This window comes from Rhizobium sp. CG5 (assembly GCF_023701945.1).
Lineage (GTDB): Bacteria > Pseudomonadota > Alphaproteobacteria > Rhizobiales > Rhizobiaceae > Allorhizobium.
In genome coordinates this window covers 93437-106956 of record NZ_JABAEF010000007.1, presented here as the reverse complement: position 1 = coordinate 106956, position 13520 = coordinate 93437, and the positions used below count along the sequence as shown (strand labels likewise).

Sequence of the window (13520 nt, the reverse complement as noted above, 5' to 3'; positions counted from 1 at the left end):
CCGGTCAGGCGATCCTGGCTGCGCCGATCTCCTGCCAGGCCTGGTAGGCAGACAGAACCGTTTGCATCTGCGCTTCATGGCCGGCGATGAAGGCATCGCCATAGATCGTTTCATCCGGATATTCGGCGATCAGCGTCATCGGCACCGTGTGGCGGTCGTCCACCGAGCAGAGGCACGGGAAGCCGTTGATGATGCGGAACCCGGTCTGCCCTGCGTGGATCTCGCAAAGCGCGATCTGCCGGTCGTTATAGGCGAGCAATCCGGGAATTTTTCCCAGATGGCGCGTCACCCGATCGAGCAGGATTTCGGCCTGCTCCTCGAAATTCGGATGGTGGTGCATGATGAGGAAAAAGCCCTTCGGCAGCGTCCACATGCCAAAACCGCGCGGCACATAGCCGGACAGCGGCCGTGTCCATTCATGGCTCGGATAGCCATGCAGGTTGATATGCAGCTGCGCACCGCTCATGGCCTGCGCCTCAAAGCGGATCTGCTTTTCGTTGAGATGCACGCCGGCGTTTTCCACTGTGCGATATTCCAGATCGTCGCCCAGTGCCGTGTAACGGGCGGCGTGGTGCATGTGGCGCGGGTTGTCGCGGCGAAGGCGCTGGTGGATCGCGTAACCATCCGGGTTTTCCAGCGGCGAAATGGTGAAATGCGCGCTTGCTGCCACGTCTTTCAGCCGTGCTGCGGCGCGAAGCGCCCCGACAATGCCGGTCGTCTCGTTCGGGTGCTGGCCACCGCTGATCATCACAGGCAGATCGGAACCCCTGATGTAACGCGCCGCAACCGTGCGACCGCTGCGGGCGTGAGCGATAAAGGTATCACCGCCGATGTCCTCCAGACGGGCCGCGATCTGGCGGGCGGCCAGCGGTTCCTGCGCGGTGTCGATGTCCTGATCCTCGCCATCGAGAAATGCCGTCGACAATGGGCGGGTGGCGATACGGACAGAAACCTCAGCCTCGCCCCTGACGATTTCCGGAACGATCTGGCCGGGTTTCAGGCCGCGATCGCCGAGCGGACGGCCGGATTTATGCTGGAAATACTCCAGCAAGGAAAAATAAAGATCCTCATGCAGCGCCTCGCGCAGGCTCATCACCTCGCAGCCAAGCGGCAGCGGCTCGTCGTCAGCGGGATGGCTGACACGGATGTTCATCTCTTCGAAGTATGGCTCCTCGTCGCCCCAGGCATGGTCGGTCACGGCCCTGATCGACGCTTCGAACAAGGCCTCATAGTCGGTCTCGAGGCTTTCTCCCTGCGTCTCGCCGGCAATGCGAAGCCAGCCGGTGGGCGAAAGGTTGGTTTGCCCAACGGCATCCCCATGCACCCGGTTGGGGGCCAGAACCCGATGGGTTTCCACCTTGCCGGCCCGCCGCAGCGTCACGTCATAGAACAAACCTTCGTCTGCACGCGGCAGAAAATCGATACGGGCAGCGCCGACCAGCCCTGCCAGCGGATAGGCTTCCAACCGGAAACGGTTTTCAGGGGCCGCCGAATGCACGGGGTAGCGAATTTCGATGGCCTCGACAGCCGAAAGTTCGACCTCTTCGCGGAAGAAGCAGAGCAGCGGCTTGTAGGCACTCCTGAAGCGGGCGGTGATGCCTTTCGCCGCCAGCGCCTGCTCGGCGCGCCTGCGGCTGTTGCGGTCATCGAAGGTCCAGGCCTCGAAAGCCTTGCCCGCAATAGCCCCCGCAACGAGGCGCTCAAGCGTGCGCTCGAAGGATATATGGAAAATCTCGGCCATGGGATTACCTCGATGTTCTGCCGGTCGGATCGAGTCTGTCGCGCAGCGTCAGTACCGAGCCCCGCACGATGCGGGCATACTGGACCCATTGCAAGACGATGAACACGAGACCAACAGCCCAAGGACATGCTGACAACCGAGCCACAGATCACCTGACACGCAGGTCCACCCAAGGCAATTGCCTCGGGCGGACGGATATCTCAAGAATGATCCCGTTAGAATTCGGACCAGCCGTCCTTCGACCCGCCTGCTGAGGCGACCTTCCTGGCGGGCCCCGCCGAAAAGGATCTCTCGGACACCGGCGCCTGGGCCATGCGTGCCGCAGTCTGGCGCAGGGCGTGAGACGGATTGCCGGCATTGCCGAGATTGAACTGACCAATCATGTCGCGAAGCTTGTCGGCTTCCATGGCAAGAGTGCTGGCCGCCGCCGAGGATTCCTCCACCATGGCAGCGTTCTGCTGGGTGGTCTGGTCCATCTGGTTGACCGCCGTGTTCACTTCGGCCAATCCGGTAGACTGTTCCTTTGACGAGGTTGCAATGGCCCCCATGTGCTCGTTGATACTGACGATGAACTCGCCGATCAGTTTCAGCGCCACACCTGTGTCAGAGACCAGCTTGACGCCGCCCTCCACTTCGGACGAGGACGTCTGAATGAGGCTCTTGATCTCCTTGGCCGCCTGCGCCGAGCGCTGGGCCAATTCGCGGACTTCCTGTGCAACGACGGCAAAGCCCTTGCCGGCATCACCGGCCCGTGCCGCCTCGACGCCTGCGTTCAGAGCCAGCAGATTGGTCTGGAAGGCGATTTCGTCGATCACGCCGATGATATTGGAGATCTGGTTCGATGACTGCTCGATCCGGCTCATGGCCTCCACAGCCTGGCTGACAACCTGGCCGGATTTCGTTGCCGCCGCATTGGCTTCGCCTGCCACTTTGCGGGCTTCTTCCGACCTCTTCGACGAGGACGCCACATTGACCGTGATCTGATCAAGAGCGGCGGCCGTCTCTTCCAAAGCCGCCGCCTGCTGTTCCGTCCGCTTGGACAGGTCATTGGCGCCGCTGGAGATTTCCTGACTGCCGGTCGTAATACTCTGGACGCTGCCTGCAACCGCTGCCAATGTGCTGGAGAGCTGGACGATCGAGGTGTTGAAGTCCTGGCGCAGCCCTTCGAAATCCGCAGCAAACGCCTCGGTCAACTGGAAGGACAGATCGCCGGCGGCGAGACGCTTGAGCCCCGCCGCAAGGCCGGAGGTCGCCTCACGCATACGCTCGGCGGCTTCCGCCTCGGCGCGCTGCTGGTCGGCGATGCGGGTGATCTGCGCAGCCTTGCGGCTTTCTTCCGCCTCGACTTCCATGCGCCTGTTGTCGATTGCCGCCTGACGGAACACCTCGACCGCTGCCGACATGTCGCCGATCTCGTCGGTTCTGCCCCGATCCGGCACGCCAATGTCCAGATTGCCGTTTGCCAGATCGCGCATGCAATTGGTCATTCTCGTCATGGGTCGAACGACGCGCAGGAAGCTCAGGAAGATGGCACCGAAGCCAACCAACAGCGCCAAGATCAAGGCTGCGTACGTCGAGGTCGTCACCTCGGATACTGTGGCAAGGCTTGCCTGGCCGGCATCGGCGGTATCCACCGAAATGTCGTCAACCGCCGCCTGCAGGGTGTCCCCTGCCTCGTTATACGTCGAAAGGGCCGCTCCAAAGAAAAGGGCATTGGCCGTGTCTTGGCGACCCGCGTCAATCTCGGCCTTCACCAGCTCCCACTGATCAAGTGCGGCTTTCCATTCGGCCTTGAATTCGACGAACATGTCCTTGTCGACCTTGTCGACAAGCAGCGCCTCATAGGCAGCCATCCGGCTGGCAAGAGAGGATTGAACGCCGTCCAGAACGTCCTTGAAATGCGGCCTTTGCTCGGGCGCGCCGTTCACATAGGCATTTTGCGCGATACGTACATCGCTGGCGTCGGCATTCAACTGACCCAAGGTGACAAACAGCGGCACACGGCTATCGACGATTTCTGTCGTCTGGTGCCCGATCGTCCGCAAGGAACTTACAGAATAAAGCCCCTGTAACAGGGCAACAGACACAATGCTGCCGAACAGAATGATCTGCATTCTTGCTATGGAAATCCGCATATTTATTTGCCTTATATTTGAGGCGCCGCGTCTCTGTCAGCCTTGCCTATCTGATTGTTGTCTACCAATTTGGCCCTCGCCCCATGGGAAATGGGACGGTGGATTATGAAGGTTTGGAAAAGGCCGCGCCGCCGGACACGTGAAAGTCGGCAATTGTCATGCCGTCTTTCACTGCCGCCGCCTCCGGTGAGGCAGTCGGGCTACGGGTGACGTCATGTCAATTCAGACTTGCGAAGGTAATTTCGCTGTCATCTCCAAGCATGCGTTCAAGATAACGAAACACGCTCCGCCTACCGAAAGTTGCGCGATGCAACGTCTAAAGTCGGCAATAGATTTTCGTTCATATTGAGCACTTGCTCATCGGGTGCAAACAACGATCGCCCGGCGATGATTAACGCAACGTAAAGTGTTCAACTCAATGTCAAAATTAGCTAAATTATGATATTAAAATGCTGGTTTGTGACATCATGTTCTCGTGAATTGGTTTACCACTTGCCGATGCGAACCAACTTCGCCCGTCGGAGTTCAAAAACTAGTTCAGGGTTGCAATGAGCAAAAAGAACAACAAGGCGGAAAGTGACGGCGCTTTGAGGTTTTGTCATTCGGTATCCGGTCATGACTTTCAGAGCGGCAGTTTCTTTGGCGACGCCAAAATCGGAATCAATCTATTCACCCGGGATCGACGCGATGTGCGCTTCAAAGTCACCGGGTTTCATAGTAACAATATAGATATCTGGGTGGACGAGTCCCCGATCGGCCATCGCACGAAACTGCTCCATGCACCGGATTCGGTGGCATTCTATTTTCCGCTGAGGTCAGGCTTCACCGTGAAGTCCGGAAGGCGGACGTTGGAAGTCGGCATTGATGCCGCCATCTGCATGAGATTCAGTCAGTTCGACCAGAATATTGGCGATCCCGGCTTTTCCTCTCTCTGCGTGAATTTCAACCGAGACTACCTGGAGAATGCCGATCGGATGCTCCATCCGGAGGCCCTCCATCAGACACTGGACTTCATACCGGTCGTATCGATCTGCAATAACCAGCCCCTCATTCATCTGAGGAGAGCTGTACATTCCTTCCACAATTACGCGATGAATTGCGAAGAGAATGGCGACCTGTTCGTAGAGTTGGCCTTGCAATCACTGACTTACCATTGCCTGTCGGCGTGGCCGAAATCGAAAACGGACCGCCAGATGGCGGTTTCGACATCTCATCCTGCTCTGGTCAGGGCCCTTGAGTTCATCGATGCAAGCCTTCAGCAGCCAATTGGTGTCGCAGACATTGCCCGCGCCGCCGGCGCCAGCATAAGCCTGCTCCAACATATGTTTCAAAAAGAAGTCGGGACGAGTCCGGCTCGTTTCGTTTTGCGACAGAGACTTCTGCGCGTGCGGAGCGACTTGCAGAACTCGCACTCCAAGACAACGATTGCGCAGATCGCCAATCGATGGGGCTTCAGCCAACTGGGCTATTTTGCATCGATCTACCGCCGGGAGTTCAATGAGTTACCGACCGATACCCGACGGCGGGTGTTTTCCGAAGGGGACGCTCAGAGACCCGAATGAGCTGCGCCGTTGCCGTCGCCGAGAGTGCCGCCAACGCTGAACATCGCCGTCGTCGGGGTGACGCCGTCGCAACGGATGGAGATCTGGTCAGTGCCGTCGGCCGACGACTTGCGATCGTCTGTACAGACGGCCTTCATTTCGCCGGCTTCTTCATTCTCTTTTAAGGAATACATTCCTTTACGGAGAACAGCCTATGGCGCTCGGCGCTTCGCATCGCTTGCATGACGGTGTCGCGGCCGTCGAAACCATGACCCGTTTCGCCCTCGCCGTCCTTGCTCTTGCCTCGGGCGTTTATACCTATCTCGGCGTGCGCAGCATCCTCGACGGCTCGCCGACCGCGGTGTTCTTCGCGGCGATCATCTATTCCGCCTCGGTCTCGGTCGCCATCTATGCCTTCTGGTCCTACATGGCGCGGTTCTACCCGCATGTGACCGGGCGCACCGGACGCGCGGCCATGCTCGGCGTGATGGCGGCCGGCTGCGTGATGATCCTGGCGATGTCGAGCTGGCTGAATGCGGCGGCGCTGGCAGGCTCAGCAGCGCTCGAGCAGCACCTCGCCGAAACGGTGGAGGATTATACCGCCGACCTCGATCAGGCGCACCAGAACGCGCTGGCCGCCCAGAGCCTGCTGCCGGACATCCAGCGCGCGTCCGAACGCTTTTCACAGCTGGCCGCCTCCGAACGCCAGTCCGGCGCGCTGACCGGGACCACCGGCTCCGGCAGCGTCGTGTCCCTGCTCACGCAGATGTCATCGCAGCTTGCCGAGCTGCAGAACGGCATCAACGCTTCGCGCGAGCAGGTCACCACGCTGTTTCTCGACGGTCAAAAACGGCTCGAAACCATGCGGACGCTCGTCTCTTCGTCAGGTCCGATCGCGCCGCGTGCCGACAGATTCTCGTCCGAAGTGGTGGCGCTGACGGGCGTGATTGCCTCGCTTGGCCAGACCTCGATCGCCCCTTCGATCCGGCGGGCCGCCGACGATCTGTCGCTCGGGTTCATCGCGCCCATTCCCGATGGGGCAGAGGCCGATCTCGTCAACCGCCAGGACAGGGTCATGGAAACCATCCGCACCTCGGTGGCGGCGCAATCCAGGGTGCTGAGCGAGGCGGCCGACGAGATCCTATCACGGGCACCGGTGGCGGAGCGGCGTTTCGTGCCGCTGTCGTCGGCCGAGGCGGTGCTGCGCTATGCAAGCGATTTCATACCGGCCTGGGCGGGCGCGATCTCGATCGACCTCCTGCCGGGCGTGCTGGTGTTCATCCTCGCGGTCGTGCATGGCGCAATCCGCAAGCAGGAAGAGAGCATGCCGTTTGCCGAGCGTATCACCGTTGCCGAACTGATGGAGGCGCTTGCCGTGCAGCGCGCCATTAGCGCAGAGGCCGCCGACGCTGGAACCGTCGAGGCGATCATCGAGGCGAACGTCGCTCGTGCCGACGAGGACACCGATCTGCATGGACCGGACAACATTACCAGCCTCGACCGCAAGACGCCCCGCAAGGTGCCTCCCGCATGAGGATCGACCAGCCTCTCAAGGCACTGGGCCGGCTCGACGACGGCATGCTGATGCGGCTCGCCTTCTATATCCTGCTTGGCGCGGCAGCAGTCTTCCTGGTGGTTGATCTGCGCGAAATCAATGCCGTGAACGCCGCTTTGCCCGCTTACGATCCGCTCAAGACGGATCCGGTCATCTTGCCGCCGGCGCTGACCGAAGGTGTGCCGGAAGCACCACCGGTGACCCCGGCCAGCACGCCGGACGTGCTGCGCCAGCCCATACGCTTTAACCTGATGCCGAGCGGCGTGCTTCTGGCGACAGGCACGATCGATCCGGGCGCCGCCGTGCGGTTCGCGGACGAGATCGAGGCGCGGGGCGAATATGTGAAGACCGTATCGCTGGATTCGCCTGGCGGATCCGTGGACGACGCGATCGCGATTTCCAAGCTGATCCGCGACAAGAAACTAGATACCTTGGTCACGACAAAAGCGCTCTGCGCATCCTCCTGTCCAATCGTGCTGGCGGGCGGCACCCGGCGCTCGGTGGAAAAGGACGCGGTGGTCGGCGTGCACCAGGTCTTCAGCGGTGGCGCGGAGAACCCTTCGGCCGCCGAGGCGATGGCCGGCGCGCAAACCGTTACGGCACGGGTCGCGCGGCATCTCGATGGCATGGGGATCGGTGCCGGCCTGTGGATCCATGCGCTCGAAACGCCACCCGACCGGCTTTACTACCTCACGCCGAAGGAAATGGCCGATTTCAAGCTGACCACCATGCCGGCTGCAAGCGCCCAGGTTCAGGAATAGGCGAGCCGACAGGCCAGCCCAGGCACGCAATGTGCGACAAGCCGCGCATGGTCGCCCACCATTTCAGACATCAGAAGGTCGTGAAGATTCCCGGCTGTTCCTCTGGGGCCCGTTCGGCAAGGAATGCCAGGGCTGCCGCACCCACGAGGCCCGAATTCTGACCGAGTGCGGCCCGGACGACGGGCACGTCGTTGAAAGCCGGCATGGCCCATCGGGCGATATAGTCCTGGATGCCGGGCTGCAATCGGTCGAACTCATGGGAAATCCCGCCGCCCATCACGACAATATCCGGGCTGAAGATATGGATGAGGCTGGTGAAACCACGGCCGAGGATTTCAGCCTCCTCGTCAATCAGTGTATTGGCGAGCCCATCGCCATGCCTGGCGGCAGCAAAGACGTCGCGACTGTGGATCTCTCCGCCCTTCTTTCCAAGCGTAGTTTCCGTGCAGTCCAGTGCCCGCCGGCGCGCCCGCAGCGCAAAGGCGGTTCCCGATCCGTAGGCCTCGAAGCATCCCCGGTTGCCGCAGGGGCAGAGGTCGCCATTCGGCATGACGGACATGTGGCCGATATGGCCTGCCATGCCCTTGCGGCCGCGCACGACCCGACCGTCGCTGATGATGCCGCCACCGATGCCGGTGCTGACGGTCACATAGATCAGGTTGCCGTGCCCTTTGCCGGCTCCGAACTGCCATTCGCCGATGGCCGCGGCAATACCGTCATTTTCCAGGCTGACGGGATAGGCGAAGCGCTTCTGCAATTCCGCCTTCAGCGGAAAGCCAGCAAAGCCGGCCAGCGTCGGCACATCGCTGGCCACTCCGGCGATCGTATCGACAGGACCGGGCGTCGACACCCCGACGCCCACCACCGACAAGGGTTGCCCTGCCGCCAGGACCTGTTCGGTGAGATCGAGAATTTGCCGCAGAACGCGCTCTGGGCCAGCCGCCGCATCGGTCCGGTCCTCGGCCTGGGCAAAGATGATGCCCTGCTCGCCGACCAGGGCCGCACGAACCTGCGTCCCTCCCAGATCAATGCCGATGGCGACCTGCTGCATCCCGCGACCTGCCGGTTAGAGTGCGCGCAGCCACGCCATGCGCTCAGCAAGCGACGGCGCGTTGAAGGCCAGCGAACCCAGCACGACGGTTTGCGCGCCGGACTGGCGAAGCAGCGGCACGGTATGTTCGCGGATGCCGCCGTCGGCAGCCAGCACGATGCGATGGGCGGCGCCGCAATCGGCAATGATCTTTTTCGCCTGTTGCAGACGCTCGCCAGCCTTTTCGTTTAGCCCCTGCCCTTTGACACCGATTGCCGTCCCCAGCAGCGTCACGAAATCGAGCCGCGTTGCGTATTTGCGGATGGTTTCGACTGGCGTTTCCACCCGCAAAACCATGCCGGCGGCGATGCGGCGACGCTCGATCAGATCGAGAGCAGCCTCTGCGACCGCGTCGTTCTCGACATGGATGCTGATCAAGTCACTGCCGGCATCGGCGAATTGCTCGATCTGCGACAGGAGAATGCTGTCGGCCACCATCAGGTGGACATGGATGGGGCGCGCCGAGATCTTTCGGACACCGGCAACGAGATCGGGAAAGAACAGCATGGCCGGCGCAAAGTGGCCATCGGCGACATCGATATGCAAGACGTCGACATAGGGATCGACGCGGGCCAGATCGTCGGCCAGGCGCACCAGGTCGGCCGACCAGACGGAGAATTCCGCAATCAGGCGATCCTTGGGAAGGTCGGCGATCCAGGTCTTGGAGGGGGCGGTCATGATTTAAAGCTCCTTCAGAAATGTGCTCATGGCATGCCGGAAGTCGGCGACATAGTGCGTGCGGCTGTCCGTCTTTGGCGTGATCTGGACAAAACGGGCGGCGGGAATCCGCTCGGCCAGTTCGTGCGCATAGGCGATGGGATGAATGACGTCTTGGTCGTGGCCGATCACCAGGGTCGGCACGACAATGCGCGAAACCTCTTCATCGGTGACCCCAGGTCCATCACTGGAAATCGCGGTCAGCAAGGCTGCCGTCACTGCGATCGGCTGCCGCGCGAAGAAACCCGTCAGCGAGGCCAGATTGTCGGGCGCCTGGGCGGCAAGGCGCTGGCCGATTGGCCCGGCCAGAAAGGCGGCCTTCGCCTCGTCGGGCGGCAGGGTCTGCAGAAGCCGGCCGACCTCGGCATTGGGCGCCATATTGTCCGGCGCTGCCGTGGTCAGCCAGGCGGGTCTTGCCAGGATCAGTGCCTTGACGAGATCCGGTCGCTTGACGGCCAGGCGCAGCGCGATGGCCGCCCCCATGGAAATGCCGCCTATGACAACCGGTGCCGTCAGGGACGTTTCGATATAGGCGGCAATGTCATCGGCAAATGTCGCGATCGACAGGCGCTTGAAGGGGCCTGGCTGCGAACCGCCATGGCCACGCGCTTCCACCGTGATGCGGCAAAACCCCGCCTCGACGGGAAAGACCTCTCGCGTCTGGCCGGCATCGCCGCATAGGCCGTGCTGGAAAAAGACGGGTGCGCCCTCACCGTCGCTGTCGACGTTGAGCCGCGTTCCGTCGCTGGTCTCGAACAGCCGGCTCCCGTTCATCGCCTTGCTCCGGCAAGCCCAGCCTTCAGGAATTCCGCGACGCCTTGGGCTTCCTGAGCGGCAAGGCCATGGGTGATCAGGCTGCCGTCAAAACCGATTTCGCTCAGTTTGCGCAGGTAAAACGGATAGTCGAGAACGCCCTTGCCTGCCGTCGCGAAGCGTCCGTCCTGCGTTCTGTCCTTGGCATGGGCCATGACAATGCGGTCGCCCAGCATGTCGATCGCCGAAGCCACGATGGTCCGCTGTTCCTCCAGCGTCTCCACCTCGAAGAGATTGGCCGGGTCGAAAACGATCTTGATACGGGAGCTCTTCAATTCGTCGATCAGGCGTCGGGCCTTGGCCGCCGAATTGACGACATTGGCCAGTTCTGGTTCGATCCCGAGATCGACGTCGAAGCGTTCGGCAATCTCGACCGCGGTGCCCATGGCGTCCAGCAGATCGCGCCAGGCCTCCGGCGAATTGTTGTCGGGATGTTCCTTCCATTGATCCAGCGGATCGCGCGTTCCCGTGCAGAGCGTGATGAGGCCGGTCGACATAATGGCGCAACGCTCGGCCAGAGCCGCCAGCCTGACGTGCCCCGCCTCGCGCTGGGCCAGATCGGGATGGATCATGTTGTAGGTGCCGGACACGGCGACAATCTCGACGCCGCTGGCCGTCGCGGCCGCCGCCACCGACCGCGCCTGCTCTTCGCTGATGACGTCCGGCATGGAGGCAAGCCCGGAACAGGCCATATTATATTGCGCGCAGGCAAAGCCCGCATCGGCAACGGATCTCAGCACCGTATCCGGATGAGTGCCCTCGAAGGTCTTGGCGAAGATGCCGAGCTTCATCACACGCCACCCGTCGTATCGGCCAGCGCCACAGACTTGCCGCTTTCCACGGATCGGGCGATCGCCACCATCGCCTGGACGGAGGCAAGACCGTCATCGATATCGGCGCCTTCCATAGGCGTGCCGTCCAGGATGGTGCGGGCAAAGCCTTCCAACTGGCGGCGATAGAAATGCCCATCGGCCCCGAGCACCCGATGGGTAGCCCCATCGGCTTCGCGAAAGATATCGACCTCGCTCGACTTGTAGTACCAGGGGTTGAAGGTCTTGCCGAGAATGCTGCCGTTCTCGCCGTAGATCTGGAAGCCTTCGTGCCAGTCCATGCGCACCTGTACGGTGAGGTCGAGATGGCCGAGCGTGCCGGAGGCAAATTCGACATCGACGAACCAGCACCAGATGCCGGCGCGCTCCGACAGGCGGGCTTCCACCGACACGATATCGCCCGCGAAATAGCGCGCCGTATCGATCAGGTGGCAGCCATGCGCCAGCATGTAATAGCGCCGCAGATCGGCCTTGGGATTGGTCGAGGGCTTGCGGGCATTGGCGCTTGCAACGATCAGCGGCTGGACCGCATCGGTCATCGGATACCGATGGGTGCTGTCGCAATACCAGGCCTTCAGCGCAATCAGCGCGCCCATCTCGTCGTGGATGAAGGTTTTTGCCGCCTGGAAGCCGGCATCGAAGCGCTTCATATGTCCGACCTGGAACACTCTTCCCGACTTGTCGACGGCGGCTTTCAGGTCGCGGCATTCCTCGACCGTCAGACCGACCGGCTTTTCGCACAGCACATGTTTGCCGGCTTCGAGCGCCCGCAGCGAGGCAGGAACGTGGAAGGCATCGGCGGTCGCGATGATGACCGCATCGATATCGGGATCGGCCAGCATCCTGTCATAGTCGTTGTAGGTCTTGCTCGCGCCATGGGTGATCGCCATGCGCTCGCGCAGATCATCGGCGACGTCGCAGATCCCGTAGAGATCGGCATTGGCCGCCTTGGTGCAGCTTTCGAAATGGGCCGCCTGGGCGATCTGTCCCGCTCCCAATACGCCGACACGAAGGCGTTTTTCTTGCTTTGCTGGCATGGGTAACTCTCGAAGTCTCGTGGTTTCAGTGTAACGCTGCGGTTACGGATAGCGGTCCCGGAGCAGTCGCCTGCCGCCGGGCAAGGCCATCACAGCGCCATGTGCGTCTGGGGATTGAAGAAGTGCAGTTTTGCCGGATCGAGGGCGACATCGATCGTCTGTCCGATCGCCACCGTGCTGGTCGCCTCGAATTTCGCAACCGCGTTGGCAGCCCCCCGCAGGTCTTCGACGGCATCCGGGTCACCGGAATCGACACGAACCGCTTCGACATTCAAATGCACGATCAGTTCGGAACCGAGTTCCTCGATGGTCTTGACGACGGCCGGGATCGTTGGGAAGGCGGCGCCGGACGGCAGGCGGCTGTCATACAGCGCTTCCGGGCGGATGCCGAAAACCACCGGCTTTCCCTCGAAATCCGAAAGACCGGGCGCCCGCTCGAAAGCACCGGCCGGCAGGGGAATCGAGAAGGTCGGCAGGCGGATGCTGCCATTCTCCAGGCGTCCCTCGAAGAGGTTCATCGATGGGGAGCCGATGAAGCCGGCGACGAAGGCGTTGACCGGACGGTTGTAGAGCGCCTTCGGGGTGTCGACCTGCTGCAGCACGCCGCCCTTCAGCACCGCCACGCGGTCGCCCATCGTCAGCGCTTCGGTCTGGTCATGGGTGACATAGATCGTCGTGACCCCGAGCTGGCGCTGCAGGCTGGCAATTTCCGCCCGCATCTGCACGCGCAGCTTCGCGTCGAGGTTCGACAGCGGCTCGTCCATCAGGAAGGCCGCCGGTTCGCGGACCATCGCCCGCCCCATGGCGACGCGCTGGCGCTGGCCGCCGGACAACTGGGCAGGCTTGTTGCCGAGCAGCGATTCCAGCTGCAGGATCTTGGCGATTTCATGGACGCGCTTGGTGCGCTCGGCCTTGGTCTTGCGCGCGAGCTTCATCGAAAACGCAATATTGTCGAACACGGTCATGTGCGGATAGAGCGCGTAGTTCTGGAACACCATGGCGATATCCCGGTCCTTGGGCGGGAGATCGACGACATCCTGTCCACCAATGCTCAATGTGCCGCTGGTAATCTCCTCCAGGCCGGCAATCATGCGCAGCGCGGTCGATTTTCCACAACCGGACGGTCCAACCAGGATCAGGAATTCACCGTCGTTGATCGTCAGGCTCAACTCCTTGATCGCATGGTAGTTGTTTCCATAGGTCTTGCAGATCTTATCCAGAACAACCACGGCCACGACACTCTCCTCCTGTCATCCCGACATGCCGATGAGCGACCCTCTTCACCGCTCCCGGTTCCCTC

Annotated in this window: 12 protein-coding genes; 3 read left to right on the top strand and 9 right to left on the bottom strand. The window is 61.6% G+C overall.

Annotated elements, in window-relative coordinates; all coding sequences use genetic code 11:
* Positions 1-4 precede the first annotated feature (4 nt).
* Entirely contained in the window at positions 5-1741 is a 1737-nt protein-coding gene (locus HGO38_RS13400; RefSeq protein ID WP_250956395.1) for a M14 family metallopeptidase, read from the bottom strand.
* Positions 1742-1956: 215 nt separating this feature from the next.
* Positions 1957-3876, bottom strand: a complete 1920-nt coding sequence (locus tag HGO38_RS13395; protein WP_250956394.1) for a methyl-accepting chemotaxis protein — start codon at positions 3874-3876, stop codon at positions 1957-1959.
* A 548-nt stretch (positions 3877-4424) separates the two neighbouring features.
* Here HGO38_RS13395 and HGO38_RS13390 point away from each other — a divergent pair.
* The gene (locus tag HGO38_RS13390) at positions 4425-5438 is read left to right on the top strand and encodes a helix-turn-helix transcriptional regulator (protein ID WP_250956393.1); all 1014 of its coding nucleotides are present in this window, start codon (positions 4425-4427) and stop codon (positions 5436-5438) included.
* Here the strand turns inward: HGO38_RS13390 and HGO38_RS13385 are convergent.
* Entirely contained in the window at positions 5423-5575 is a 153-nt protein-coding gene (locus HGO38_RS13385) for a hypothetical protein (protein ID WP_250956392.1), read from the bottom strand. The two genes, HGO38_RS13390 and HGO38_RS13385, sit on opposite strands and share 16 nt — an antisense overlap.
* Positions 5576-5631: 56 nt before the next feature.
* On the opposite strand from HGO38_RS13385, the gene HGO38_RS13380 reads away from it, so the two are divergent.
* Entirely contained in the window at positions 5632-6951 is a 1320-nt protein-coding gene (locus tag HGO38_RS13380; RefSeq protein ID WP_250956391.1) for a hypothetical protein, read from the top strand.
* Positions 6948-7733, top strand: coding sequence for a COG3904 family protein (locus tag HGO38_RS13375; RefSeq protein WP_250956390.1), 786 nt, complete (start codon positions 6948-6950; stop codon positions 7731-7733). Before HGO38_RS13380 ends, HGO38_RS13375 begins: the two co-directional genes overlap by 4 nt.
* A 70-nt stretch (positions 7734-7803) precedes the next feature.
* Here HGO38_RS13375 and HGO38_RS13370 read toward each other — a convergent pair whose 3' ends face one another.
* The 6 genes from HGO38_RS13370 to HGO38_RS13345 all read right to left on the bottom strand — a co-directional run bounded on the left by HGO38_RS13370 (position 7804) and on the right by HGO38_RS13345 (position 13455).
* On the bottom strand, positions 7804-8784 hold the full coding sequence (locus HGO38_RS13370; protein ID WP_250956389.1) for an ROK family protein: 981 nt from the start codon (positions 8782-8784) through the stop codon (positions 7804-7806).
* 15 nt (positions 8785-8799) lie between these two features.
* On the bottom strand, positions 8800-9501 hold the full coding sequence (locus tag HGO38_RS13365) for a ribulose-phosphate 3-epimerase (RefSeq protein WP_250956388.1): 702 nt from the start codon (positions 9499-9501) through the stop codon (positions 8800-8802).
* A gap of 3 nt (positions 9502-9504) precedes the next feature.
* Positions 9505-10314, bottom strand: a complete 810-nt coding sequence (locus HGO38_RS13360; RefSeq protein ID WP_250956387.1) for an alpha/beta fold hydrolase — start codon at positions 10312-10314, stop codon at positions 9505-9507.
* A complete protein-coding gene (locus HGO38_RS13355) occupies positions 10311-11144 on the bottom strand; it encodes a sugar phosphate isomerase/epimerase family protein (protein ID WP_250956386.1) in 834 nt (277 codons plus the stop codon). Before HGO38_RS13355 ends, HGO38_RS13360 begins: the two co-directional genes overlap by 4 nt.
* Positions 11144-12220 carry a Gfo/Idh/MocA family protein gene (locus HGO38_RS13350; protein ID WP_250956385.1) on the bottom strand — a complete coding sequence of 359 codons (1077 nt, stop codon included), beginning with the start codon at positions 12218-12220 and terminating at the stop codon, positions 11144-11146. Before HGO38_RS13350 ends, HGO38_RS13355 begins: the two co-directional genes overlap by 1 nt.
* A gap of 89 nt (positions 12221-12309) precedes the next feature.
* Positions 12310-13455 (bottom strand): ABC transporter ATP-binding protein, encoded by a 1146-nt coding sequence (locus HGO38_RS13345; RefSeq protein ID WP_250956384.1) that lies wholly within the window; start codon positions 13453-13455, stop codon positions 12310-12312.
* Between the last annotated feature and the right edge of the window lie 65 nt (positions 13456-13520).